This is a genomic window from Thioprofundum lithotrophicum (assembly GCF_055387065.1).
Map to the genome: position 1 here is coordinate 2,142,277 of NZ_AP042379.1, position 25,424 is coordinate 2,167,700.

26 protein-coding genes are annotated in these 25,424 nt (G+C 64.6%); 7 read left to right on the forward strand and 19 right to left on the reverse strand.

Annotation, left to right across the window (positions count from 1 at the left end; all coding sequences use genetic code 11):
• Nucleotides 1-262: 262 nt before the first annotated feature.
• A complete protein-coding gene (locus tag ACZ5BH_RS10120) occupies nt 263-1,651 on the reverse strand; it encodes a class II fumarate hydratase (RefSeq protein ID WP_464889140.1) in 1,389 nt (462 codons plus the stop codon).
• Nucleotides 1,648-2,040, reverse strand: coding sequence for a Cif family virulence factor (locus ACZ5BH_RS10125; protein ID WP_464889141.1), 393 nt, complete (start codon nt 2,038-2,040; stop codon nt 1,648-1,650). Before ACZ5BH_RS10125 ends, ACZ5BH_RS10120 begins: the two co-directional genes overlap by 4 nt.
• Before the next feature lie 222 nt (nt 2,041-2,262).
• On the opposite strand from ACZ5BH_RS10125, the gene pdhA reads away from it, so the two are divergent.
• The 5 genes from pdhA (at nt 2,263) to ACZ5BH_RS10150 (ending at nt 9,808) form a co-directional block, all read left to right on the forward strand.
• A complete protein-coding gene (pdhA, locus tag ACZ5BH_RS10130; protein WP_464889142.1) occupies nt 2,263-3,273 on the forward strand; it encodes a pyruvate dehydrogenase (acetyl-transferring) E1 component subunit alpha in 1,011 nt (336 codons plus the stop codon).
• Between the two features lie 12 nt (nt 3,274-3,285).
• Nucleotides 3,286-4,266, forward strand: coding sequence for an alpha-ketoacid dehydrogenase subunit beta (locus ACZ5BH_RS10135; protein WP_464889143.1), 981 nt, complete (start codon nt 3,286-3,288; stop codon nt 4,264-4,266).
• Nucleotides 4,267-4,340: 74 nt separating this feature from the next.
• Nucleotides 4,341-7,424, forward strand: a complete 3,084-nt coding sequence (locus tag ACZ5BH_RS10140) for an FAD-dependent oxidoreductase (RefSeq protein WP_464889144.1) — start codon at nt 4,341-4,343, stop codon at nt 7,422-7,424.
• Nucleotides 7,425-7,629: 205 nt separating this feature from the next.
• Complete coding sequence (locus tag ACZ5BH_RS10145; RefSeq protein ID WP_464889145.1) at nt 7,630-8,493, forward strand: flagellar protein MotY; 864 nt, start codon at nt 7,630-7,632, stop codon at nt 8,491-8,493.
• A 97-nt stretch (nt 8,494-8,590) separates the two neighbouring features.
• Nucleotides 8,591-9,808 (forward strand): argininosuccinate synthase, encoded by a 1,218-nt coding sequence (locus tag ACZ5BH_RS10150; protein ID WP_464889146.1) that lies wholly within the window; start codon nt 8,591-8,593, stop codon nt 9,806-9,808.
• A 12-nt stretch (nt 9,809-9,820) separates the two neighbouring features.
• Here ACZ5BH_RS10150 and ACZ5BH_RS10155 read toward each other — a convergent pair whose 3' ends face one another.
• The 13 genes from ACZ5BH_RS10155 to metG all read right to left on the reverse strand — a co-directional run bounded on the left by ACZ5BH_RS10155 (nt 9,821) and on the right by metG (nt 20,805).
• The gene (locus tag ACZ5BH_RS10155) at nt 9,821-10,297 is read right to left on the reverse strand and encodes an HvfX family Cu-binding RiPP maturation protein (protein ID WP_464889147.1); all 477 of its coding nucleotides are present in this window, start codon (nt 10,295-10,297) and stop codon (nt 9,821-9,823) included.
• Between the two features lie 83 nt (nt 10,298-10,380).
• The gene (locus tag ACZ5BH_RS10160; RefSeq protein WP_464889148.1) at nt 10,381-10,764 is read right to left on the reverse strand and encodes an HvfA family oxazolone/thioamide-modified RiPP metallophore; all 384 of its coding nucleotides are present in this window, start codon (nt 10,762-10,764) and stop codon (nt 10,381-10,383) included.
• Between the two features lie 136 nt (nt 10,765-10,900).
• Nucleotides 10,901-11,560, reverse strand: a complete 660-nt coding sequence (locus tag ACZ5BH_RS10165; RefSeq protein WP_464889149.1) for an anti-sigma factor — start codon at nt 11,558-11,560, stop codon at nt 10,901-10,903.
• Nucleotides 11,557-12,084 (reverse strand): sigma-70 family RNA polymerase sigma factor, encoded by a 528-nt coding sequence (locus tag ACZ5BH_RS10170; RefSeq protein ID WP_464889150.1) that lies wholly within the window; start codon nt 12,082-12,084, stop codon nt 11,557-11,559. Before ACZ5BH_RS10170 ends, ACZ5BH_RS10165 begins: the two co-directional genes overlap by 4 nt.
• 3 nt (nt 12,085-12,087) lie before the next feature.
• Complete coding sequence (locus tag ACZ5BH_RS10175; RefSeq protein ID WP_464889151.1) at nt 12,088-12,516, reverse strand: DUF1841 family protein; 429 nt, start codon at nt 12,514-12,516, stop codon at nt 12,088-12,090.
• Nucleotides 12,517-12,713: 197 nt separating this feature from the next.
• Complete coding sequence (gene nth / locus ACZ5BH_RS10180; RefSeq protein ID WP_464889152.1) at nt 12,714-13,349, reverse strand: endonuclease III; 636 nt, start codon at nt 13,347-13,349, stop codon at nt 12,714-12,716.
• A gap of 8 nt (nt 13,350-13,357) precedes the next feature.
• The gene (locus tag ACZ5BH_RS10185) at nt 13,358-14,047 is read right to left on the reverse strand and encodes an electron transport complex subunit E (protein ID WP_464889153.1); all 690 of its coding nucleotides are present in this window, start codon (nt 14,045-14,047) and stop codon (nt 13,358-13,360) included.
• The gene (rsxG, locus tag ACZ5BH_RS10190; protein WP_464889154.1) at nt 14,040-14,693 is read right to left on the reverse strand and encodes an electron transport complex subunit RsxG; all 654 of its coding nucleotides are present in this window, start codon (nt 14,691-14,693) and stop codon (nt 14,040-14,042) included. The genes ACZ5BH_RS10185 and rsxG overlap by 8 nt, the downstream gene beginning before the upstream one ends.
• A 1-nt stretch (nt 14,694) precedes the next feature.
• A complete protein-coding gene (rsxD, locus tag ACZ5BH_RS10195; protein WP_464889155.1) occupies nt 14,695-15,735 on the reverse strand; it encodes an electron transport complex subunit RsxD in 1,041 nt (346 codons plus the stop codon).
• On the reverse strand, nt 15,732-17,378 hold the full coding sequence (gene rsxC / locus ACZ5BH_RS10200) for an electron transport complex subunit RsxC (RefSeq protein WP_464889156.1): 1,647 nt from the start codon (nt 17,376-17,378) through the stop codon (nt 15,732-15,734). Before rsxC ends, rsxD begins: the two co-directional genes overlap by 4 nt.
• Entirely contained in the window at nt 17,375-17,950 is a 576-nt protein-coding gene (gene rsxB, locus ACZ5BH_RS10205; protein ID WP_464889157.1) for an electron transport complex subunit RsxB, read from the reverse strand. The genes rsxC and rsxB overlap by 4 nt, the downstream gene beginning before the upstream one ends.
• A gap of 1 nt (nt 17,951) precedes the next feature.
• Nucleotides 17,952-18,533: an electron transport complex subunit RsxA gene (rsxA, locus tag ACZ5BH_RS10210; RefSeq protein WP_464889158.1), complete on the reverse strand. Its 582-nt coding sequence runs from the start codon at nt 18,531-18,533 to the stop codon at nt 17,952-17,954.
• A 226-nt stretch (nt 18,534-18,759) separates the two neighbouring features.
• Nucleotides 18,760-20,805: a methionine--tRNA ligase gene (gene metG / locus ACZ5BH_RS10215; RefSeq protein ID WP_464889159.1), complete on the reverse strand. Its 2,046-nt coding sequence runs from the start codon at nt 20,803-20,805 to the stop codon at nt 18,760-18,762.
• Between the two features lie 211 nt (nt 20,806-21,016).
• Here metG and apbC point away from each other — a divergent pair, with 211 nt between their 5' ends.
• The gene (apbC, locus tag ACZ5BH_RS10220; RefSeq protein ID WP_464889160.1) at nt 21,017-22,108 is read left to right on the forward strand and encodes an iron-sulfur cluster carrier protein ApbC; all 1,092 of its coding nucleotides are present in this window, start codon (nt 21,017-21,019) and stop codon (nt 22,106-22,108) included.
• Nucleotides 22,109-22,162: 54 nt separating this feature from the next.
• Here the strand turns inward: apbC and ACZ5BH_RS10225 are convergent, their stop codons facing one another.
• From ACZ5BH_RS10225 to ACZ5BH_RS10240, 4 genes are all read right to left on the reverse strand, one after another.
• On the reverse strand, nt 22,163-22,987 hold the full coding sequence (locus tag ACZ5BH_RS10225) for a hypothetical protein (protein ID WP_464889161.1): 825 nt from the start codon (nt 22,985-22,987) through the stop codon (nt 22,163-22,165).
• A gap of 81 nt (nt 22,988-23,068) precedes the next feature.
• Nucleotides 23,069-23,398: a hypothetical protein gene (locus ACZ5BH_RS10230; protein ID WP_464889162.1), complete on the reverse strand. Its 330-nt coding sequence runs from the start codon at nt 23,396-23,398 to the stop codon at nt 23,069-23,071.
• Nucleotides 23,395-23,565 carry a hypothetical protein gene (locus ACZ5BH_RS10235; RefSeq protein WP_464889163.1) on the reverse strand — a complete coding sequence of 57 codons (171 nt, stop codon included), beginning with the start codon at nt 23,563-23,565 and terminating at the stop codon, nt 23,395-23,397. Before ACZ5BH_RS10235 ends, ACZ5BH_RS10230 begins: the two co-directional genes overlap by 4 nt.
• Nucleotides 23,562-23,828: a PqqD family protein gene (locus ACZ5BH_RS10240; protein WP_464889164.1), complete on the reverse strand. Its 267-nt coding sequence runs from the start codon at nt 23,826-23,828 to the stop codon at nt 23,562-23,564. The genes ACZ5BH_RS10235 and ACZ5BH_RS10240 overlap by 4 nt, the downstream gene beginning before the upstream one ends.
• A 187-nt stretch (nt 23,829-24,015) precedes the next feature.
• Between ACZ5BH_RS10240 and ACZ5BH_RS10245 the strand changes: the two genes are divergently transcribed.
• Nucleotides 24,016-25,218: a nucleotidyltransferase family protein gene (locus tag ACZ5BH_RS10245; protein WP_464889165.1), complete on the forward strand. Its 1,203-nt coding sequence runs from the start codon at nt 24,016-24,018 to the stop codon at nt 25,216-25,218.
• The last annotated feature ends 206 nt before the right edge of the window (nt 25,219-25,424 follow it).

Consider the following 25,424-nt stretch of genomic DNA (forward strand, 5'->3'; position numbering starts at 1 on the left):
AAGGTACCCGTAGTTTTTTCATGCTTTGGGCGCATAAGAAACGGCAGTATTTCTCTTTAACAGGCTGTTGAAAAACGCCGTTTTTCGACAGCCTGTGTGCGATGCATGGAGGCATCGCCATTTTCAATGGCGTCAAGCCATTGAAAATGTGAGGGAACGGGAAACCGCGTTTTCCGTTCTCGGGTTGAAAAAGCCCATGGATGGGCTTTTTCAACAGCCTGTTAAGGTAGGCCAGTGGAGGTTGTCAGCCACTGCGAAGGCGTTATGACGGAACGCCGCCTTCGGTGAGGCGGGCCGGGTCCAGCAGCTTTTCCAGTTCCTCGCGAGAGAGATCGGTCATCTCCAGTGCCACGTCGAGGATGGGGCGTCCCTCGGCGTAGGCGCGCTTGGCGATGGCGGCGCCCCGTTCGTAGCCGATCACGCGGTTGAGGGCCGTGACCAGGATGGGGTTGCGTGCCAGGGCATCGCGCAGGCGCTCGGTGTTGACCTCGAAGCCGGCGATGGCGCGATCGGCCAGCAGGCGGCTGGCCCGCGCCTGGAGGTCGATGGACTGGAGCAGGTTGTAGGCGATCACCGGCAGCATCACGTTGAGCTGGAAGTTGCCGGACTGCCCCCCCAGGGCGATGGTGGCGTCGTTGCCGAAGACCTGGGCGCAGACCATGGCCACCGCTTCGGGGATCACCGGATTGACCTTGCCGGGCATGATGGAGCTGCCGGGTTGCAGCACCGGCAGGGCGATCTCGCCCAGGCCCGCCAGCGGCCCGCTGTTCATCCAGCGCAGATCGTTGCTGATCTTCATCAGGCTGGTGGCCAGGGTCTTGAGGTGGCCGCTCATCTCCACGGCGGTGTCTTGGCTGGCCAGGCCCACGAAGGGGTTTTCCATGGGGCGGAAGGGCAGGCCGGTCTTCTCCGCAAGTACGTGGGCCACGAGGCGGCCGAATTCGGGATCGGCATTGATGCCGGTGCCCACCGCGGTGCCGCCCTGGGGGATGGCGACCAGCCGTCGCAGGCCGTCTTCGATGCGGGCGATGTCGTCGCGGATCTGATCCCGCCAGGCGCCCAGTTCCTGGCCCAGGGTGATGGGCATGGCGTCCATGAGGTGGGTGCGGCCGGTCTTGACCACGTGGGCCAGTTCGGCGGCGCGCCGGTCGAGGGTACCGGCCAGATGCTGCAGGGCCGGGAGCAGGCCGGTGTCGATTTCGCAGGCGGCGCTGACGTGGATGGTGGTCGGGATCACGTCGTTGGAGCTCTGGCTCATGTTGACGTGATCGTTGGGGTGGATGGGCAGGCCGCTGGCCTCGCTGGCCAGGCGGGCCAGTACCTCGTTCATGTTCATGTTGGTGGAGGTGCCGGAGCCGGTCTGGAACACGTCCACCGGGAACTGGTCCAGGTGGTTGCCGGCCATCACCGCTTCGGCGGCCTGCTGGATGGCGCTGCCGATGGCGGTGTCGAGCAGGCCGAGGCGGATGTTGGCCTCGGCGCAGGCATACTTGACGAGGGCCAGGGCGCGCAGGAAGGCCGGCGGCAGGGTCAGGCCGCTGACGGGGAAGTTTTCCACCGCACGCTGGGTCTGGGCGCCCCACAGGGCGTCGGCCGGCACCTCCAGTTCGCCAAGGCTGTCGTGTTCGATGCGGGTCTTGCGCGTGTTCATGTCGAATCTCCGTTCTCGATGCGCCAGTCGTGCACCGTTTCCTCCACCACCCGCCACTGGCCGTCGTCTTCCTCCTCCAGCAGGATGGTCTTGCGCAGGTGCAGGATCGGGCCGTCGCGGGCGGTCATGATTTCGTCCACCTCGAAACCGAGCCGGCGCAGGCCGATGGTCTTGATGCGCACGTTCTCGTGGCGCAGTTCGGCAAGGCGGTTCTGGCGGAATTCGTTGTCCCGGCGGCGCCGCCAGCCCTGGTAGTCGATCACGGGCTGGCCCGGGATGCCGTAGACCTGGACCTTGTCCGAGACCAGCGCCATGTGGGCCTCCAGATCCCGCCTCGCCACACTCTCGCTGAGGCGCCCCAACCAGTTGAGGATGAGTTCCTGTGACATGCCGGCCTGTCTGTCTCCATGGAACCGCCACAGATGGCGGCGGAATGGCTGCAAGTTGTTGTTTGTATTGGGATGCCGTGAGGCGCCGGGTTGCCCGACGACGACGTTTTCTTGACCTTGCCGGGCAAAACCCCGATCATACGCGCCTTTGATTTCGCGGTACCGGGGAAAACCGCCCGGGCCGGGCCGAATTCCTCACTGAAGATACCACAAAGGTTCCCTATGAACGACGCAGACAAGAAACGCCTGCTGCGGGAGATGATTTTCTACCGCCGCTTCGAGGACCGCACCTTCGAAGCCTACATGGAGCGCAAGATCGGCGGCTTCCTGCACCTGTATTCGGGCCAGGAGGCGGTGGCCACCGGTGTGCTGGAGAAGGCCCGCCTGGGCCGCGGCACCGACAACGACTACGTGATCACCGGCTACCGTGACCACATCCACGCCATCAAGACCGGCGCGCCGCCCCGCGAAGTGATGGCCGAACTGTTCGGCAAGGAAACCGGCTCGTCCCGGGGGCGCGGCGGTTCCATGCACATCTTCGATCCGAGCGTGAACTTCATGGGCGGCTACGCCCTGGTGGGACAGCCCTTCCCCCTGGCGGCCGGGCTGGCCCTGGGTTGCAAGCACAGGGGGACCGATCAGATCGCCATCTGCTTCCTGGGCGACGGCGCGAACAACCAGGGTACCTTCCATGAGACCATGAACATGGCCAAGGTCTGGAACCTGCCGGTGCTGTTCGTCTGCGAGAACAACCAGTACGCCATCGGCACGCGCATCGAGCGCACCACCGCCGTGGTGGATCAGTACAAGCGCGTCTGCGCCTACGACATGGAAGCCAGCCAGCACGACGGCATGGACATCGACATCGTCATGGAGGCCGCCGAGAAGGCCATCGACTTCGTGCGCAGCGGCAAGGGCCCCTATTTCATCGAGTTCATGACCTACCGCTTCCGCGGCCATTCCATGTCCGACTCCAAGGGCTACCGCACCAAGGAAGAGGAGGCCGAGTGGGAGAAGCGGGACCCCATCAAGATCTACAGCCGGCGCCTGATCGAGGCGGGCATCGTCACGCCCGAGGACATCAAGGCCATGGAGCGGGAGATCGACGACGAGATCGAGAACGATATCGTCAAGTTCGCCGAGGAGAGCCCGGAGCCGCGTGTCGAGGACCTCGACAAGTACGTGCTCGACGACAACCCCGATCCCCGCTGGATCGGCCCGCTGCAGCAATAAGAGGTTTCGACAATGGCAGAGACAGCATACTGGGAAGCGATCCGCCGCGCCCACGACGAAGAGATGGCCAACGATCCCATGGTCATCGCCATGGGCGAGGACATCGGCGTGGCCGGCGGCACCTACAAGGCCACCCTGGGCCTGTACGACAAGTATGGTCCCGAGCGGGTCATCGACACGCCGATTTCCGAGAACTCCTACACCGGGATCGGCATCGGCGCCTCGATGGTGGGCATGCGGCCCATCATCGAGATCATGTCCATCAACTTCGCCCTGCTGGCCCTGGACACCCTGATCAACGCCGCCGCCAAGATCCGCTACATGTCGGGCGGGCGCGTGCAGTGTCCCATCGTCATGCGTACCCCCGGCGGCACCGCGCACCAGCTCGCGGCCCAGCACTCGGCGCGGCTGGCGCGGATGTTCATGTCCACTTCCGGTCTGCGCGTGGTCACGCCGCGCGGGCCGCTGGATGCCTACGGCATGCTCAAATCGGCCGTGCGCTGCAACGACCCGGTCATCATCATCGAGCACGAGCAGATGTACAACCTCAAGGAAGACATTCCCGAGGAAGAGTTCTTCCGTCCGCTCGAAGGCGCCGAGATCGTGCGTGAAGGCACCGACATCACCCTGATCGGTTACAACTACAGTGTGCACCTGTGCCTGGAGGCCGCCCGCCGCCTGGAGGCCGACGGCATCGACGCCGAGGTCATCGATCTGCGCGCCCTCAAGCCCCTGGATCGCGAAACCATCCGCAAGTCGGTGGAGAAGACCCACCGCGTGCTGGTGGCCGAGGAAGACGAGGCACCGGTGGGCGTGGGCTCGGAAATCATCGCCACCGTCAACGAGGAATGCTTCTACGCCCTCGATGCCCAGCCGGTGCGCATCCATGCCGCCGACGTGCCGGTGCCCTACAACGCGCGGCTGGAGAAGGCGGCCATTCCCAGTGCCGACGACGTGTACGAAGGCGCGCTCAAGGTCATGGGCCGGATCTGACGCCGGTGCACGGGCCGGCCGGGCCGAATCTGTCGGGCTGAAGCCCGACCTACATCAATGACAAGAAAGCCAACATGTCTGAACCCTATACCATCAAGATGCCCCAGCTCTCCGACACCATGACCGAAGGGGTCGTGGTGAGCTGGGAGAAGAACATCGGCGACAAGGTCGAGCGCGGCGACGTGGTCGCCCAGGTGGAGACCGACAAGGCCATCATGGACGTGGAGGTGTTCCGCGAAGGCTATCTTTCCGGGCCGCTGGCGCCGGTGGACAGCACGGTCCCGGTGGGGGAGCCCATCGCCTACCTGGTGGCCACCCCCGAAGAGGTGCTGCCGGCCGATGCGCCCAACCCGCCGGGCGGCGGCGTGGCCGTGGCTCCGGCCAAGGCGCCGGAGACGGCGGAAGCGGCGCCGGCCCCGGCAGCGGAAGCCCCGGCCGACGACGTGCCTGCCGATGCCTACGTGATCAAGATGCCCCAGCTCTCCGATACCATGACCGAGGGCGTTCTGGTGAGCTGGGAGAAGGCCGTCGGCGACAGGGTGGAGCGGGGCGACGTGGTCGCCCAGGTGGAGACCGACAAGGCGGTGATGGACGTGGAGGTCTTCCGCGAGGGCTGGCTCTCCGGTCCCCTGGTGCCCGAAGACGCCACCGTGCCGGTGGGCGAGCCCATCGGCTACCTGGTGGACAGTCCCGACAAGGTCATGGACACCACCCGCACCACGGCGCCGAAGGCCGAGGCCGAGAAGCCCGCCGAGAAGGCCAAGCCGGTGCCGGCCGGCACCCAGAAACCCAAGACCCGCGTGCCAGCCATGCCGGCGGGCGCCACGCCCGCGCCGCGACCCAGGCACGCCAACGCCACGCCCTATGCCCGGCAGCTTGCCGGCGCCCACGGCATCGATCTCAACAGCATCACCGGCTCCGGCCCGGGCGGGCTGATCGTCGCCGCCGACGTGCTCAATTCCGAGGTGCAAAAGACCGCCACCAAGCGGATCTACCAGGTGCCCGGCGAAGGCCGGCCCATGACGCCCATGGAGAAGGCCGTCGCCCACAACATGGAATACTCCCTCTCCATGCCGCTGTTCCACGTCACCGTGCACATCGGCATCGACGCGCTCAAAAAGGCTTCCAAGGCCAAGGGCTTCTCTCTCACCGTGACCCTGGCCAAGGCCGCGGCCCTGGCCATCGAAAAGCATCCGATCATCAACGCCGTCTACCAGCACGAGGATCGGATCGTCGAGCGCGAGCAGGTGGACGTGGGCATCGCCGTGGAGACCGAGGGCATGGGGCTGGTGGTGCCGGTGCTGCGCGACGTGGTCAACCGCGACGTGGCCGATCTGGCCGCCGACTGGAAGGATCTGGTGGACCGCGCCCGCGCCCGCCGCCTCAAGCCCGAGGAATACTCCAACCCCACCTTCACCATCTCCAACATGGGCATGCTGGGGGTCAGCCAGTTCGACGCCATCCCCTCGCCGGGCACCTCGGCCATCTTCGCCATCGCCACGGTCGGCCCGCAGGGCATGCCGGTCACCATCACCGCGGATCACCGCATCGTCAACGGCGCCGATGCCGCCAAGTTCATGAACACCTTCCGCGAGCTGGTGGAAAATCCGGCCTGGCTGGAAGGCGCCCCCGCGGCCACCGCCGCGCCCAAGACGGCGAAGTTCGACTTCAGCCTGCCCGAGGGCGAGTGGGACTACGACGTGGTGGTCATCGGCGGCGGCCCCGGCGGCGAGGACTGCGCCCGGGATCTGGTGGAGCACGGCTTCAAGGTGGCCATGATCAACGACTCGCCCCTGCCCGGCGGCGAGTGCCTGTGGCGTGGCTGCATTCCCTCCAAGGCCTGGCGGGCGGCGGCCGATCGCATTCGCGACCGTGCCCACGACAAGCTGCTCGGCATCAAGGGCACCGACAAGCCGAAGCTGGACTGGCAGCAGCTCGAGAAACACCGCCGCGAGGTACTCGAGACCCGCGGCAAGATGGCCCTGAACACCGACAAGGGCGTGAAGATCGACGTCATCCAGGGCTTCGCCAGCTTCGTCGATGATCATCACGTGTTCATCGACACCGGCGCAAACCTGACCGATCCCTTCACCCGTCCGCAGCCGGGCGAGGGCAAGGAGGGCCGCACCGTGAGCTTCGCCGTGGCGGTGATCGCCACCGGCGCGCCGCCCTTCGTGCCGCACATCCCCGGCGCCCACGAGGGCCTGGAATCGGGCGGCGTGCTCACCTCCGACACCGTCTGGAACCTGCCCGAGACGCCCAAGCGCCTTGGCGTCATCGGCGGCGGCGCCATCGGCGTGGAGATGGCCCAGATCTTCCAGGACTTCGGCACCAAGGTGTTGCTGCTCGAAGGCCAGGATCGGATCCTGGCCGAAGTGGAGCCGGAAGTGGCCAAACAGCTCACGGCCATCCTCGACGCCGATCCGCGCCTGACCATCGAGACGGCGGCCAGGGTCACCGGCATCAAGGGCGAGCCGGGCGCCATGAAGCTCACCTGGGAAGGTGCCGACGGCAAGAGCCACAGCTTCACCTGCGACTACGTGCTGATGGCCACCGGCAAGCGTCCGGTGCTCGAGCCCCTGAAGCTCGACAAGGCCGGCGTGGCCGTGGAGAACGGCGTGATCAAGGCCGACGCGCGCTGCCGCACCTCGGTGCCCCACATCTTCGCCGTGGGCGACGTGATCGGCGGCCTGATGCTGGCCCACACCGCCGGCCAGCAGGGCCGTGTCGCGGCCGCCACCATCGCCGGCGAGGACATGACCTACGACGAAACCAAGGACTCGGGCGTGATCTTCACCCGTCCCGAGGCCGCCTTCGTGGGCCTCTCCCTGGATCAGGCCAAGGCCCGCGGCATCGACGCCGCCGAGATCAAGGTGCCCATGAGCATCGATGCCAAGGCCATGATCACCGGCGAGACCCAGGGCCTGATCAAGCTGGTGGCCGACAAGGCCAGCCACCGGGTGATCGGCGTCCACTTCCTCGCCGACCACGCCGACACCCTGATCGGCGAGGGCGTGATGATGGTCGCCGGCGAGATGACCCTGGAACAGGTCGGCCACGCCATCCACCCCCACCCCACCCAGACCGAACTGTTCGGCGACCTGGCCCGCCGCCTCGCCTCCCGCCTGCGCCGCGCCGAACGGCGCAAGAACAAATAGCGGGGCTCGGTGGAAGAAACGCGGAGGGCGCAGAGACGCAGAGAGCGCAGAGTAGTGATGGATTTTGAGCGCAACGATTGCCCATCCATCAAGGATCGATAAATTCGAAAATCCTCTGTGAACTCGGCGTCTCTGCGCCCTCCGCGTTATTTGCAACCCGTTTGAATCGAAGCCAATCTGGCACGGCCGTTGCATTTTTCCGGGCATGAATGGAAAACTGTCGCTTTTCGCCGCCCTGCTGGCCGTGGCCCTGCCGCTGCGGGCAGACTATCGCTATATCCACGCGCCGCTGGATACGGCCGGTTGGGCCAGTGACGGGGATCGGTTGCAGTGTGTGCTCACCCACGTGATCCCGGGGTTCGGCCAGGCGGATTTTCTGCGCCGTCCCAAGCACGGGCTGATCTTCCGGATCCAGGTCCTGCGGGGGCCCAAGGCGGGCGGTACGGCCCGGCTGATGTCGTTGCCGCCGGAATGGAAGCACTTCACCCATCCCCGCAATCTGGGCACGGTGCCGGTGGTGCCTGGCAAGACCCCCTTCTATCTCAACAACGGCTGGGCCCGGCGGCTGCTGGCCGAGCTGGAGACCGGCATGATCCCTGTCCTGCGCTACCGGGACTGGGCCGATGGCAGCGACATCGTCGAGCTGCGCCTGACCAGCCTGCGCTTCGGCGAGGCCTGGTCGCGTTTCCAGCATTGCGAACAGAACCTGCTGGGGTACGATTTCGACGACGTGCGTCACACCGTCTTCCAGTATGCCTTCGGCCAGACCTCGCTCGATGCGGGCATGCGCGCGCGTCTGGATCAGATCGCCGAATACCTGCAAATCGACCCTTCCGTGAAGCGGATCCGCATCGACGGCTGGACCGACAGCAAGGGCTTTGCCCGCATCAACCTCAAGGTGGCGCGCAAGCGGGCCGAGGCGGTGCGTGATTACCTGATCGGCAAGGGCTTGCCGGCGGCGCTGTTCCGGGTCGTACCCCACCACGAGAAAGACGTGAAGTTCAGCAACCGCACCCAGGCCGGTCGCAACCGCAACCGGCGGGTGGAGATCACGCTCATGAAAGGGTAAGTCCGGCACGTTCGTGCTGCCCATTTTGGTTCCGAAATCGGTATAATTCCGCTCTTTCCCGGCCCGCCGGGCAGCGATTCGACGCGACGGAGAACCCATGAGCGAGATCAAGAAAGTGGTCCTGGCCTATTCCGGTGGCCTGGACACCTCCATCATCCTCAAGTGGCTGCAGGACACCTATGGCTGCGAAGTGGTCACCTTCACCGCCGACATCGGCCAGGGTGAGGAGGTGGAGCCGGCCCGGGCCAAGGCCGAGGCGCTGGGCGTGAAGGAGATCTACATCGAGGATCTGCGCGAGGACTTCGCCCGCGATTACGTCTTCCCCATGTTCCGGGCCAATGCGGTGTACGAGGGCGAATACCTGCTGGGCACCTCCATCGCCCGGCCACTGATCGCCCGGCGGCTGGTGGAAATCGCCCGCGAGACCGGCGCCGACGCCATCGCCCACGGCGCCACCGGCAAGGGCAACGACCAGGTGCGTTTCGAACTGGGCGCCTATGCCCTGATGCCGGAGGTCCGGATCATCGCGCCCTGGCGGGAATGGGATCTCAATTCCCGGGAGAAGCTCATGGCCTATGCCGAGCAGCACGGCATCCCGGTCGATTTCAAGCAGGGCAAGAAGTCGCCCTATTCCATGGACGCCAACCTGCTGCACATTTCCTACGAGGGCGGGATTCTGGAAGACCCCTGGGCCGAGCCCGAGGAAGACATGTGGCGCTGGACCGTCTCGCCCGAGCAGGCGCCAGACGCACCCCGCTACATCGAGCTGACCTTCGAGAAAGGGGACGTGGTGGCCATCGACGGCGAGGCCATGAGCCCGGCCACGGTCATGGAGACCCTCAACCGGATCGGCGGCGAGCACGGCATCGGTCGTGACGACATCGTGGAGAACCGCTACGTGGGCATGAAGTCCCGCGGCTGCTACGAAACGCCGGCCGGCACCATCCTGCTCAGGGCCCATCGGGCCATGGAATCCCTGACCCTGGATCGGGAAGTGGCCCACCTCAAGGACGAACTGATGCCCCGTTACGCCACCCTGATCTACAACGGTTACTGGTGGTCGCCGGAGCGGGAGATGCTGCAGGCGATGATCGACGCTTCCCAGGCCACGGTCAACGGCGTGGTGCGCCTGAAGCTCTACAAGGGCAACGTGATCGTGGTCGGCCGCAAGTCCGACACCGACAGCCTGTTCGACGAGAGCATCGCCACCTTCGAGGACGATGCCGGCGCCTACGATCAGAAGGATGCGGAGGGCTTCATCAAGCTCAATGCCCTGCGCCTGCGGATCCGCGCCCAGCGTCAGCGCCGCGGCTGAGCGGCGCCATGTTCAGGCGCAGTCGGCGCGCAGACCGTAGCGGCGGGCGAGCCAGGCATCCAGACTGAGCTTGCCGGGGCCGCTGAACAGCAGCGGCAGGAACATGATCAGATACATCAGGGGCAACTGGTAGCCGTTGTTGCAGACGTTGTAGCCGTTGCCGGCATGCACGCTATACCAGGCCACCAGGGTCAGGATGATCAGCGCAAGGCTGAAGAAGCGGGTACCCAGCCCCAGCACCAGGCCGAGGGCGCCCAGCAGCTCGAACCAGGTGGAGAGGAACCAGCTGATGTCGGGTGGCATGAGGTTGAAGGGAAAGGGAAACTGATCCTGGATCTGGCCGAACCAGTTCTCGCCCCTGAACTTGGCCACGCCCGATTCCCAGAATTCCCAGGCCAGCAGCAGGCGCAGACCCAGCGGGGGCAGGAATTCGCCAATCCTGTTCAGTACGCAAAGCACCTGGCGGGCACGCCGGAGCAGGCTGTCCATGAGGGGGGTCTCCCGGGATGTAGTGTGAAGTCAGGCGGTGCCGTGCCGGCGCCCCCGGTAGGGGGCGCCAGCGGGGGGCCGGATCATTTCTTCATGCCGGTGCCGCACTTGCCGTCCTTCATGGGCTTGTCGCCTTTCATCATGCCCGACCCGCACTTGCCATTCTTCATGGGCATGTCGGACTTCTTCATGCCGGTGCCGCACTTGCCGTCCTTCATGGGCTTGTCGCCCTTCTTCATGCCGGAGCCGCACTTGGCATCCTTCTTGTTCATGTCGGATTTCTTCATGTTCATGCTGGCGCCGCACTTGCCCGCGCCGCACTTGCCGTCCTTCATGGCGGCCAGCTGAGTGCCGTTCGCAGACGGCGCCAGACTGAAGGGATTGGTGGCGGCGGACGCGTTGCCGGCGGTCAGGGCCAGGATCAGGGCGGTACCGATGCCCAGGGTCAGGGAATGAATCGATTTCATGGGTCTTCTCCGTGGTTGTTGTGATTGGCCTGCCGGGGCAGGCGGTTTGTATCGATATACGCACGATCTCCGGGGATGGATTCATGCGCATAACGAAAATTGTCGCATTCAACGTCAATGGGAACGGCGACGGGATTCATAGTTCAATCCAGTGGCCGCGGAACACGATTTTTCCCCGGGGCCGGAGCGGGGGACGGGGCCCTTGTTCGATGCTCACGGCCACCGTGGCCTGCATGGGATCGTGACGGGCGCTGCGGGGCAGGGGCATCACGTGTTCCCCTGGCTCCTCCGAGAGAATGCCGGCGGACTGCATGTGCCCGTCTGGCCATTCGAACCACAACACGCAGACCTTCTCCGCCGGCATGTTCATGGACTTGAGGGTGCGTACCTTCAGGCGCCGGTGTCCCACGGCCTGCAGCACCCAGACCGGCTGGGCCTGTGCGTCGGTGACCATCAGCAGGTGTGCCGGCCGTTGCAGTTGCCGGTAGAGCAGCCCGGTGGCCACGGCCAGCAGCAGGGTGGCGGCGGTGGCCAGCAGGCCAAGACGCCGCCAGCGGCGGGCGCTGGCGGCGCCCGTGCGAGCGGCGATGTGCTCCCACACGCTCGCGGGAGGCGCCACCGGGGGCAGATCCGCGTCCAGGGGTTCGAGCCGCGCCTGCCAGGCCCGGACCCGCTCCGCCAGGGCCGGCGTTTCGGCCAGCAGGCGTTCGAAACGCCGGCGGGCCCGCCCGTGCAGCGTGCCGAGGACGTATTCGGCGGCCAGGCGGTCCTGCAGTTCCGGTCGTTGGTATCTCATTGCAGGCATTGGCGCAGTTTTTCCAGACTCCGGCGGATCCAGGTCTTGACGGTGCCCAGCGGCAGCGCCAGGCGCGCCGCCAGCTCGGGATGGGTCAGGCCCTCGTGGTAGGCCAGCTCGATGCATTCGCGCTGGCGGGCGCCGAGGGTCTTCAGGCATTTTTCCAGCGCCAGGCGGTCCACCGGATCGAAGGCGGGGATCGCCGCCAGGCTCTCCGGGTCGATGGCGTCCCCGGTCTCGTGCCGGCGGCGCAGCATGTCCAGGGCCCGGTGGCGCAGAATCACGCTCAGCCAGGTCATCACCGCAGCCTTGCCGCCCTGGTAGGCCGCGGCCTGCTGCCAGATCTTCAGATACGTGTCCTGCAGGCAGTCCTGGGCGCGGCCTTCGTCCTTCAATATACGCAGCGCCACGGCATACAGTTTCGGGCTGGTGAGGCGGTAGAGGCGGGCGAAGGCCGTGCGGTCGCCGTCGGCGATGGCGGAAAGGAGTTTCTGCAGGGTGGGGTTCAGGGCATCGGCGCGCATGGCCTAGGCTTCCGTGAGCCGGCGCAGGCAGGCGAGATAGGCCTGTTCGTCGGGCGGGCTCCCCTGGCGCTGGGCCTGCCAGAGGCTTTCCATGAGGCAGTCCATCATCCGGTGTTCCGCGGCATGGGCGTCGTCCAGGCGACCTTGCAGTTGCCGGTGGATGTCGCCGATGCCGGCGGGCCGGTTGGTGCCGATCTGCTCCTGCAGGGCGATGTGCATGGCCATGTGCAGGAAGGGGTTGGTTTCGCCGGCCTCCGGCCGATAGTCCCGGTCCAGGGCCTGTTCGTTCTCCAGCAGGGAATGGTATTCGGGGTGCATGGCCACCACGCCGGCGATTTGCGCGCTGAGGGGGTCGAGCGGCGCACCGGTCCGGGCCGCCTGCCAGGCTTGGTAGAACAGCTTGCGCAGTTCGCGGCGATCTTGCGTGAACATGGCCTCTTCCGGACTCCTCGGTCCCCCAGTGGAGGGAGCAGGCAGTGTACTGAGAAGCACGGAAGGGGGTCAAACGACGGTGAAGAATGCCCCGGGCGTGCCTGGGGACCAATGACCGAAATTCACCAAGGTTTGGGAACGGTTGTCTGCCGATTCGGCAAGACCACACTGTGTGCAATACCGTGACAGTGCCCGTCTCAATCCAGGTTCTTTTCCGGATATTCACACAGATCCGCAATGATGCAGGAACCGCAGCGCGGCTTGCGTGCCGTGCAGGTGTAGCGGCCATGCAGGATCAGCCAGTGGTGGGCGTCCTTGCGGTAGCGGGGCGGGACCACCGTGTTGAGCTTGTCTTCCACCTCGCGCACGGTCTTGCCCGGGGCGAGACCGGTGCGGTTGGCCACGCGGAAGATGTGGGTGTCCACGGCGATGGTGGGATGGCCGAAGGCGGTGTTGAGCACCACGTTGGCGGTCTTGCGGCCCACGCCGGGCAGGCTCTCCAGGGCCTTGCGATCTTCCGGAACCTTGCCGCCGTATCTTTCCACCAGGATCTGGCAGGTTTGAATGATGTTCTTCGCCTTGGTGTTGAACAGGCCGATGGTCTTGATGTACTTCTTCAGGCCCCGTTCCCCGAGCGCCAGGATGGCCTCGGGGGTGTTGGCCACCCTGAACAGTTCGGCGGTGGCCTTGTTCACGCTCTTGTCGGTGGCCTGGGCCGAGAGGATCACGGCGATCAGCAGCTCGAAGGGTGTGCGGTAGACCAGCTCCGTGGTCGGTTCGGGATTCTGCCGTTTCAGGCGCTGGAAGATTTCGGCGACGGTCTTGCGGTCCATGCGGGCGATCAGGCCGTGGCGGTTTCACCGCCCGGGGCCGTGACGGTCTCGGCCTTGCGGGCCTGGCGGCGGTCGATCACGTTCTTCAGGGCGATGATGAGCCCCAGGCCCAGGAAGGCGCCCGGCGGCAGCACGGCCAGCAGGTAGCCACGGTAGTTCTCCCACAGGGTGACGGTCATGGCCTTGCCCAGCTCGCCGAACATGAGATCGGCATGGGCCAGCAGGGTGCCGAAGCCCAGCGATTCGCGCAGCGCGCCGAGCACCAGCAGCACGCCGGTGAAGCCCAGCCCCATGAACAGGCCGTCGGTGAGGGAGGGCAGCAGGGGGTTCTTGGAGGCGAAGGACTCGGCGCGGGCCATGATGCTGCAGTTGGTGACGATCAGGGGAATGAAGATCCCCAGGATCAGGTACAGCTCGTGGAAGAAGGCGTTCATCACCAGTTCGATGACGGTGACGATGGAGGCGATGATCAGCACGAACACGGGGATGCGGATCTCCGGCCGCACCCAGCGGCGGATCAGCGACACGGTGCCGTTGGAGGCCACCAGGGTGACGGTGGTGGCCAGGCCCAGCCCCAGTGCGTTGATCACCGTGTTGGTCACCGCCAGCAGGGGGCAGAGGCCGAGGATCTGCACCAGGGCCGGGTTGTTGTGCCACAGTCCGTCGTTGATGATGTGTCGATAGCCGGAGTTACTCATGCTCGATGGCCTCCACCGGCCGGGCCGGTTGCTGGAACAGTTCGTCGTGGTGTTTTTCGAAATAGACCAGGGTCCTGTACACGGCCTTGACCACCGCCCGCGGGGTGATGGTGGCGCCCGTGAACTGGTCGAAGACGCCGCCGTCGCGCTTCACCTTCCAGCCCTTTTTGTCGGGGTTGTTGAGTGAGCGGTTGTCGAATTCATGCACCCAGTCGCTCTTGCTGGCGTCGATGGCATCGCCCAGCCCCGGCGTTTCCTGATGGCCGACCACGCGCACGCCCAGCAGGGTGCCGTCGGCGCGGATCGCCACCAGCAGTTCGATGCGGCCGTTGTAGCCGTCGGGCGCCACCGAATTGATGATCACCGCCACCGGCTTGCCCTGCTTGCGGGCCCGCCAGACGCGCACCGGATCGTCGCTGCTCAGCCATTCTGGATCGGTGACCGTGATCATGTCGTTGATCAGATCGTTGTCGTGCATGTCGGGGGTGACCAGCAGGTGCAGCGAGCGGAGCAGGCGGGCGCGGTGATTGGCGGCGATGCGCTCGGCGGTCGCCTCGTGGGTGACGGCGACCATGCCGGTGCCGAGCACCGCGAACAGGCCGAGCAGGCTGGCGCTGATCAGCATCTGACGCATCAGGGCATTCATGTCAGCGCCGCTCCTCGCCGAAGACCCGGGGCGTGGTGTAGTAGTCGATGGTGGGCGTGGCCAGGTTCATCAGCAGCACCGAGAAGGCCACGGCGTCGGGATAGCCGCCCCAGGTGCGGATCACGTAGATCAGCAGGGCGATGCCGGCGCCGTAGATGAGCTGCCCGCGCGGCGTGGTGGCGGCGGTGACCGGATCGGTGGCGATGAAGAAGGCGCCGAGCATGGTGGCACCGGTGAACAGGTGGAACCAGGGGGAGGGCCGCAGATCCGGATCCGGCAGGGCGAACAGGGTGGCGACGAGGAACAGGGTGAGGATCACGGCCGCCGGGATCCGCCAGCTGATGACCCGCAGCGCCACCAGGGCCACACCGCCCACGGCGTACCAGAGATTGACCCACTCCCAGCCGCGCCCGCCGAAGGGACTGACCAGGTGTTCGTATTTGGCGAAGATCTCGTTCAGGGTCAGATCCATGCCCAGGGCGGTACGCAGGGTGTCCAGCGGGGTGGCGGCGGTGAGGGCGTCGTAATCCAGGCCGGCCGGCAACTGGCCGGTGAGGGTATAGCGCCACTGCTCGAGGAAGCCGAGGCTGTCGCCGCCGATGGGCTGCCAGGCCGTCATCTCGCGGGGGAAGGCCACCAGCAGCATGGCGTAGCCCACCATGGCCGGATTGAAGGGGTTGTAGCCGAGTCCGCCATAGAGGTGCTTGGCCACGATCAGGGCGAAGGCGGCGCCGGTGACGATCAGCCACCAGGGCGAGAGGGTGGGCAGAGCCAGGCCCAGCAGCAGGCCGGTCAAAAGGGCGCTGCCGTCACCAAGGAACGGCAGGACGGGGCGACGGCGCAGGCGCAGCATGAGGGCCTCGGCCCCGAGCGCCGTGGCCACGGCCAGCACCAGGTTGACCACCACGCCCCAGCCGAAGAAGTGCACCTGGGCCAGCAGGCCGGGGATCAGGGCCAGGATCACCAGGATCATCATGCGCCGCACCGAATTGGTGGGTGGCAGATGGGGGGAGCTGTGCAGGGTCTGTTCCGGCAGGCTCATTGGGAATCTCCACTGTCACCGCCCTTCTGCAGGCGCTGGCGTCGGGCCTCGACGGCGGCGATGGCCTGCTTCTGCGCGTCGGTCAGGTTTTCGGTGTTGGCTCGGGCCGCCTGCCGGCTGGCCTTCTTCGCCTTGACCCGGGCCAGGGCGGCCTCGATTTCGGCCTTCTTGGCGGCATCGCCGCCTGCGGCCTTGCTCTTCTTCAGCAATTCCTTCTTGCGCCGGCGGCGTTCTTCCTCTTCGCGCTTGCGCCGTTCCAGGCGTTCGAGATGCCATTCGTGCCGCTGGCGGGCCCGGTCGGCCTTCTGTTTCTGGCGCTCCTGGGCCCAGATCTCGGTCTTGGCGAAACGGTAGTACTGCACCAGCGGGATGTGGCTGGGGCAGACGTAGGCGCAGCAGCCGCATTCGATGCAGTCGAACAGGTGGTAGTCCTGGATGCGATCGAAGTTGCGGGCATGGGCATACCAGTAGAGCTGCTGGGGCAACAGTTGCGCCGGGCACACCCGGGCGCACTGGCCACAGCGGATGCAGGGCATGGCCGGCTGGCGATGGGGCTGGCTGCGGGGGCGGGCCAGCAGACAGTTGGTGGTCTTGACCACCGGCACGTCGAGATCCGGCACCGCAAAACCCATCATGGGGCCGCCCATCAGCACTTCATCCGTATCGGTCTCGCGCCACTGGCCGGCTTCCAGCAGCAGGGAGAAGGGCGTGCCGATGCGCACCGTGAGGTTGCGGGGGCGATCCAGGGCCTCGCCGGTGACGGTCACGATCCGTTCGATGAGCGGCGTGCCCTCGGCGATGGCGTCGTGCACGGCGGCGGCGGTGGCCACGTTGTGGCAGACCATGCCGATGTCGATGGGCAGGCCGTTGGAGGGCACCTCGCGGCCGGTGAGGACCTTGATGAGCTGTTTCTCGCCGCCGGTGGGATACACGGTTGGCACCTGCACGATCTCGATGAACTCGGCCTCGTGTTCCTGCAGGGCGTTGACCAGCACCGTGTGGGCCACCTTCTTGTTGTCTTCGATGGCGATGATGCAGCGTTTCGCGCGCAGGGCATGGCGCATGATCAGCAGGCCGTCGATGATCCGCCGGGGATGCTCCTGCATGAGCATGGCGTCGCAGGTGATGTAGGGCTCGCATTCGGCGCCGTTGAGGATCAGCAGATCCACCACCTTGTCGGGTCCCGGATTGAGCTTGATGAAGCTGGGGAAGCCGGCGCCGCCCAGGCCCACGATGCCGGCCTCGCGGATCACGTTGCGCAGGGCGCTGGGGTCGAGGCTTTCGTAATCGGGCACCGGCTGGCGTTCGATCCATTCATCCTGGCCGTCGGCCTCGATGACGATGCAGGGGGCGGGCAGGCCGGAAGGATGCGGCACGGCCCGCTCCTCGATGGCCACCACGGTGCCCGAGGTGCTGGCATGGATGGGGGCGCTGACGTATTCGGTGGCCCGGGCGATGCGCTGGCCCTTGCGCACCTTCTCGCCCACCTTCACTTCCGGCTCGGCCGGAGCGCCGATGTGCTGGGCCAGGGGCAGCACGATGCGCGCCGGCAGCGGCGCCGCGGCCACCGGCTCGTGCATGGAGAGATCCTTGTGGCCCTCCAGATGGAGGCCGCCGTGGAAATGCCAGAGCCGCCGCCTCATGCGGTTTCCTCCGCGACATCCACCGGCTGTTCCAGATCGATCTTCGGCTCCGGCCAGCGCCAGGTGCTGATGTCCTCTTCCACCGGCACGATGCGGATGCAGTCCACCGGGCAGGGCGGGATGCACAGATTGCAGCCGGTGCATTCGGCCTTGAGGATGGTGTGCATCTGCTTGGGGGCACCGAGGATGGCGTCCACCGGACAGGCCTGGATGCACAGGGTGCAGCCGATGCACAGGTTCTCGTCGATTTCGACCACCGTGGGCGTGTCCTTGGCCTCGCCGCGTTCCTCGTCGAGAGGAATGGGCTCCCGGCCCAGCAGATCGGCCAGTTGCACGATCACCGTTTCGCCGCCGGGCGGGCAGCGGTTGATCTCGGCCTCGCCTTTGGCGATGGCTTCGGCGTAGGGTCGGCAGCCGGGATAGCCGCACTGGCCACACTGGGTCTGGGGCAGGATGGCGTCGATCTGATCGACGATGGGATCGCCTTCCACCTTGTAGCGTACCGAGGCATAGCCCAGCAGCAGCCCGAACAGCAGGGCCAGCACGGTGAGCACCAGGATGGCCGTCAGCATGTCAGCCCTTCACCAACCCGGCGAAGCCCATGAAGGCGATGGACATCAGGCCCGCCGTGATCAGGGCGATGGAAGGGCCGCGGAAGGGCTCGGGGACGTCGGCCACGTTGACCCGCTCGCGGATGGCGGCGAACAGCACCAGCACCAGCGAGAAGCCCACGGCTGCGCCGAAGCCGTACAGGGCCGATTCCACGAAACCGTGTTCGGTCTGCACGTTGAGCAGGGCCACCCCCAGCACCGCGCAGTTGGTGGTGATGAGCGGCAGGAAGATCCCCAGCACCTGGTAGAGCAGCGGGCTGGTCTTGTGCACCACCATCTCGGTGAACTGCACCACCACCGCGATCACCAGGATGAAGGCGATGGTGCGCAGGTATTCCAGCCCCAGCGGTGCCAGCAGGTATTCGTTGACCAGATAGCTGCACACCGCCGAGAGGGTGAGCACGAAGGTGGTGGCCAGCCCCATGCCCGTGGCCGTCTCCAGCTTGCGCGACACCCCCATGAACGGGCACAGCCCCAGGAACTTCACCAGCACGAAGTTGTTGACCAGGATGGTGCTGACGAGGATGAGGAGGTAGTCGGTCATGACGGCAGGGCCGAGGGACGAGGGACGAGGGACGAGGAATGGTGACGGGATACGGGCATGCTGCAATGATATGCCGCTCTCTGCGGAGCAACAACACACGATTGACGGGGAGATCCCGTGAAGGCCCCGGAAATCATCGGTTATCCCACCTCACCACTCGGCTCTGGCTTCCTGCTTCGCTCTACCTCCTGCATCCCTGCAGTCGTCGGCCCTCGTTCCTTGGCCCTCATTTGACGCGCATCCCCGGTTGCGCGCCTTCATCCGGTGAGAGGAGGAACAGTTCCTTCCCGCCGGGGCCGGCGGCCAGGACCATGCCTTCGGAGACGCCGAAGCGCATCTTGCGGGGTTGGAGGTTGGCCACCATCACCGTGAGGCGGCCTTCCAGCGTGGCCGGATCGTAGGCCGACTTGATGCCGGCGAAGACCTGGCGGGTGCCGAGGGCGCCCAGATCCAGGGTCAGTTTCAGCAGTTTGTCGGCACCTTCGACGTGCTCGGCCCGGGCGATGCGCGCCACGCGCAGATCGATCTTCGCAAAATCGTCGAAGGCGATTTCCGGGGCCAGCGGTTCCGTCCCGTCGGCGGGTTCGGTTTTGGCAGGTTTGGCCGGTGCAGCGGGTTCGAGGTGTTCCTTGGCCTCTTCCAGCATGGCCTCGACACGTTCCTTCTCCACCCGGGTCAGCAGGGGCCTGAAGGGATCGATGACATGATCGGTGAGCGGCTCGGCCACGTCGTCCCAGCGCAGAGGCGCGATGTTGAGGAAGTCCTCGGCGGCTTCGGCCAGGCGCGGCAGCACCGGCTTGAGCCAGGCCACCAGCACCCGGAACAGGTTGAGGCCGGTGCTGCACACGGCCTGGACGTCCGCTTCCCGGCCCGCCTCCTTGATCAGCACCCAGGGCTTGTGCTGATCGATGTACTGGTTGGCCCGGTCGGCCAGGGCCATGATTTCGCGGATGGCGTGGCCGTATTCGCGGGCCTCGTACAGCTCGGCGATGCGCTCGCGGGCGGCGGCGAATTCGGCGTACAGGGCCGGTTCGGAACAGGTGGCCGAAAGGCGTCCCTCGAAACGCTTGTTGATGAACCCGGCGCAGCGGCTGGCGATGTTGACCACCTTGCCCACCAGATCGGCGTTGACCCGCTGCTGGAAGTCGTCCAGATTGAGATCGATGTCGTCGATCCCCGGGCCGAGCTTGGCGGCGAAGTAGTAGCGCAGGTATTCAGGATTGAGGTGGTTGAGGTAGGTGCGGGCCTTGATGAAGGTGCCGCGGGACTTGGACATCTTCTGGCCGTTGACGGTCAGGAAGCCGTGGCACCACACGGCGGTGGGCAGGCGGAAGCTGCTGCCGTAGAGCATGGCCGGCCAGAACAGGGTGTGGAAATAGGCGATGTCCTTGCCGATGAAGTGGTACAGCTCGGCCTGGCTCTCGGGGCCCCACCAGGCGTCGAAGTCGGTGCCGGTGCGCTCGCACCAGTGCCTGAAACTGGCCATGTAGCCGATGGGGGCGTCCAGCCAGACGTAGAAGTACTTGCCCGGCGCGTCGGGGATCTCGAAGCCGAAGTAGGGGGCGTCGCGGCTGATGTCCCAGTCCTGCAGGCCGGCCTCGAACCATTCGCGCAGCTTGTTGGCGATCTCCGGCTGGGTATGCCGGCCTTCCAGGGCCCACTGGCGCAGCATGTCCTCGAACTCACCCAGGGCGAAGAAGTAGTGCTCCGATTCCTTCTCGACCGGGGTGGCGCCGGAGATCACCGAAATCGGGTTCTTCAGTTCGGTCGGGCTGTAGGTGGCGCCGCAGACCTCGCAGCTGTCGCCGTACTGATCCGGGGCGCCGCAGCGGGGGCATTCGCCCTTGATGAAGCGGTCCGGCAGGAACATCTTTTCCACCGGATCGTAGGCCTGCTGGATGACCCGGGTGCGGATGTAGCCCCCGTCCTTCAGGCGCCGGTAGATGGTTTCGGCCAGTTCCCGGTTTTCGGGCGAGTGGGTGGTGTGATAGTTGTCGAAGCCGATGTGGAAGTCGGCGAAATCGCGGGTGTGCTCCTCCCAGGTGGCCTGGATCAGTTCCTCGGGGGTGATGCCTTCGCTCTGGGCGCGGAGCATGATGGGGGTGCCGTGGGCGTCGTCGGCACAGACGTAGATGGCCTCGTGGCCTTGCATCTTCTGGAACCGCACCCATATATCGGTCTGAATGTACTCCACCAGATGCCCGAGATGGATCGAACCGTTGGCGTAGGGCAGTGCGCTGGTGACGAGAATCTGGCGGGGTTTCTGCGGCATTGTTTCAACTTCTTGTTCTGAAAGGGAAAAGTGCCGGAGCGGGCGTGTCGCCGGTCGGAGGCCGCGCCGGGCGAGCGGCCGGGCCGCTGCAAGACCGGCTATTCTACGCCAATTAGAAGTTGGCGTGGAATTTGTGTACTATTGCGCTCCCCCGACTATTACTTTATTATTTTGCTAGGTTATTTACCCATGCACTTTGCAGGAGAATCACATGGCTGACGTATCCCCCACCCAGATCGAAGAAGCCATCAAGGGCTATACCGATCCGTATCTGGACAAAGACCTGGTCAGCGCCAAGGCCGTGAAGGACATCCGAATCGACGGCGACAAGGCGACCGTCGACGTGGTTCTGGGCTTCCCCGCCGAGGGTTACAAGGCCGAACTGGCCGAGAAGCTGAAGGAAAGGATCACGGCCGTCGAGGGCATCAGCGATGCCACCGTCAATGTTTCCCACAAGATCGATGCCCACAGCACGCAAAAGGGCGTCGAGCCCATCAAGGGGGTGAAGAACATCATCGCCGTGGCCTCGGGCAAGGGCGGCGTGGGCAAGTCCACCACCTCGGTGAACCTGGCCCTGGCCCTGGCCGCCGAGGGCGCCACCGTGGGGATTCTGGACGCCGACATCTACGGCCCCAGCCAGCCGCGCATGCTGGGCATCAGCGATCAGCCCGAGTCGAAGGACGGCAAGAGCCTCGAGCCGCTCGAGAATCACGGCATCCAGTCCATGTCCATCGGCTACCTGATCGACGAGGAAACGCCGATGATCTGGCGTGGCCCCATGGTCACCCAGGCCCTGGAGCAATTGCTCAACGACACCAACTGGCGGGACGTGGACTACCTGGTGATCGACCTGCCGCCGGGCACCGGCGACACCCAGCTCACCCTGGCCCAGAAGGTGCCGGTCACCGGCGCGGTGATCGTCACCACGCCCCAGGACATCGCCCTGCTCGATGCGCGCAAGGGCCTGAAGATGTTCGAGAAGGTGGAAGTGCCGGTGCTGGGAATCATCGAGAACATGAGCATCCACATCTGCTCCAACTGCGGACACGAAGAACACATCTTCGGCGCCGGCGGCGGCGAGCGCATGGCCGAGGAGAACGACGTGGAGCTGCTCGGCGCCCTGCCGCTCGACAAGTCGATCCGCGAGACCACCGACAGCGGCAAGCCCTCCGTGGTCGCCGATCCCGAAGGCCGCATCGCGCAGATCTACCGCGACATCGCCCGCCGGGTGGCCGCCAAGCTGTCACTCAAGGCCAAGGACTACAGTGCCAGCTTCCCGAAGATCGTGATTCAGAACAACTGATGCGCTCACGGTATCGTGCCCTTTCGAAACCGGCCTTCTGGCCGGTTTCGTCGTTCATGGGGCTGCAAAGTTTTGCAACTGGTTTTCGAGCAGTTGGCAACTGGCCCGCAATTCGCCTGTCATGAAATGCAGGCAATGGGTTTGTTGCACAACCCCAGACAGAGCGGGCAGGCCGGCTTGAGGGTGGGCCAGACCATTGAGGAGATTGGGATAGAGCCGGGAAATCGCTTCGGCGTGTCGCAATGGGACAATCCGGGGTGGCGTACGATTACCAGCGTATTCGATGATCAATACATCCGTGACGGGACGCGGCTGTCGTTCACAGCCGGATGGGAACAGCCGGGTGGGGATGTGCAGCGCGTGCTCGGTTTCGAGGCAGCCTATGGGTGGCTCATGGGGTGGGGGCAGGGGCTGTTTCAGATTGATGGCTCTGAGATAGGGCCAGACCCGACCGGTTGCCGGATCGATGGCTGCCAGTTCGTCACTCAGATAGGCATAGCCTGCATGCAGCAATCCCCAGGTCAGGGAGGACTTCCCAGCGCCCGACGGTCCGCTAAGAAGCAACGTCCGTTCGTTGTGTGTGACCACGGCGGAATGCAGGAACAGCAGATCCGGGCGTTGTTTCTGGATGGCAATGGTGAGGTGTTTCTCGAGCCGGTAGAGCAATTCCCCTGTCCGGGGAGTGGTGGATTCGTGTTCACCCGTACCCAGAATGAAATCGCGTTTCATTTTACGCCAACGAAGGCGATAGCGCAGGCGGGGCGGGGCGGTTGCCGGGATCTGATGTGCGCCGAAGATTGTCAGCACCAGTGGTTGCGTGACGGGACAGGCTTCGATGTGGATCGGGACGTCGAAGATGGAGAGGGTGATGGTCGTCAACAGCAGATAACCGGCTCGATTTCGACGCCGACGGGTCCTTTCACGCCGGTCGGCGGGTAATGCAAGACAGCGTGCAGCGCGTCAATCGTGTTCGCGGCGGAAGCGCAGGTGACTCAGGTTATGCTCCCGGACGCGGCGCAGGCGTATCCGGGGATGCTGCTGCAAGTAACGGCGAATCCGTTGCCGGACCCGTGGCGGGAGCGGTCGGTTCGGACGGGACTCACGATAACCTGAACCGGCCGAAGCAAATGACGGAATGGCCTTCAGGGTGATGATAGCCGGTGCCAGATAAGCCGCCTTGCGAACAAAGTTCCTCCGCGATTGCTGCAATCCCGAATTTGTTTCCATGGTTTTGCCCTCGTTTGCGTTGTCCGGCAATGTCTCGCGGTAGGGATTGTCGGTGCGTCTCATTCGCTTAGGTTCGTGGTTGAGGTGGTGTTCGGTGCCGTATAACCCGAGCCGGCTGCGGCAAAGGAGGGAGTAACCTTCAAAGTTACGATGGCTGGTACCAGATAGGCGCTCTTCTTCAGAAAACCACGCCGCCCAGTGGATACGGTCTGCTCAGGCGTCTTCTTCATGGCTCACCCCCTTCGATGAGTTCTTTTTTCTGGAGGTCGGATATCAACTGCTCGATATCATTACGGGCAGTGGTCTCGTCGACTGCATACCGTGCGGTGAGTAGCTGTACAATGTCGTCGAGTGCCGTTCCGCTCGCCAGTTTTTCCCAGATCAGGCTAGCAACGGAATTCAGTTGATGAATCTGCTCGTGTTCCCGGTCCAGCAGAACCAACTCGTCATCGATTCTCTGGCAAATGATCCCCTGGCAGGTACGAAACGGCATTGAGTCCGTCGCCTCTGGCTACTTTGTAATATAGCAGAGTCTAGCAATGATCCAATGGGAGTTTTATCTACCCAAGCGCTTATGACCTTTAGGTTACTGCCATGGAATTGTCGAGAATGACTTGTATAGATTGGACGATATCGGCAAGCTCGATCCGCGTGTGGGTCGGTCTGGGCTACGTGTAATCATGAGTAACAAAGTTAACAATGGCAACGCGGAGCGCAGTTTGGCCGGAAGCAGAAGAGATGTCGTCGCAAGGATCGGTGAGCGACCCTCACCATCGCCGATCCGGGCGCTGTTGGGAGCCATTGCCACCGGGCACGAACCGGTGATCTCTTCATCTGCGGATCCGGAACATTTGCGGCGCAACTGTCTCGTACCGTTGTATCGGACGTTGGCTGACAAATCTGACGTCTGGTTTGAGCAACGGGGTATTCCCTGGCAGGGCGACGTTCTGACGGCCAGATTGCTCTATCAGAGCCAAGCCGATGCCCTGCATGATCTGCTGGCTCGGCTCCCGGACAATGTTCCCCCATTGGTGCTGCTCAAGGGGATGTCTGTTGCCCAAACGTTTTATCCTTATGCCCACTGCCGGCCGATGCGGGACATGGACGTCCTGATTGAAAGGCCATTTCTCGAACCGGTAGAAACGGCCTTGCGGGAACTCGGCTTCGTGCAACGTTCGACCCATGATCACGCGTTTTATGAGCGCATGCATCATACGATGCCTTTTGTGCATCCGGATTGGGGTGTCTGGGTCGAAGTGCACACTGACTTGTTTGCCCCGGCCTCGCCGCTGTCACGCCTGCCCGTCTTTCGGGCTGAGTCGGTGTTTACGAGTGCCCGACCTGCCCGCTTTGCCGGCCACCCCGTCCGGCTGTTGCAACCCGAATTGCAGTTCCTATACCTGATCGGACACTGGGCGGAAGATTTTCGTGATGTCGGGGGTGTCGTGGGTATTCTGGATTGCCTGTTGCTATTGCAGAAGCATCCGGATTTGAATTGGGCTTGGGTCCGGACACAGCTCGAATCTCCCCAGCTTGCAGAATACGTCTGGTTGATGATGCAATTGCTCGAGGAAAATGGTTGGTGGTCTTTCATGCCGTCGTTTCGTGCGGCGGTCAGGCAGCGCATTCGACCGGGCTATGCCCGTATGGCGACAGTGCAGCGGTTGATGTGCGAAGCCTATTATATCGATGGCCGTCTCCCGGGTCGGGTATTGACTCTAAATAATTTGGGCACGATCTGGAATACCTTGCGCCTGGACTGCGCACCCTGGCAACGGGTGCTGCGGCTGCCGGTACACCTGCTCTTCCCACCGGGTCGATCCGATCGTTATCATCCGCGCTTCTGGTTGGCGCGACTTGGCCGTTTCCTATTCTCCCGCTGATATCCTGCCATTGCTAAATAGAAGTTCCAAATATCAGACCATGGTGCATTGTGTGCACTGATCCCTGCGGGACAGGGAGTCGTTTCGTGACCTTTGGCTGCATGGACGATGTGCAGAACGCACAAGTGTCGCGAGAGGGCAGGATGCCCGAAGCGACTGCGGCCGTAGAGCCTACAGGGATGTATTCGATGCGCAGCCAGATACGG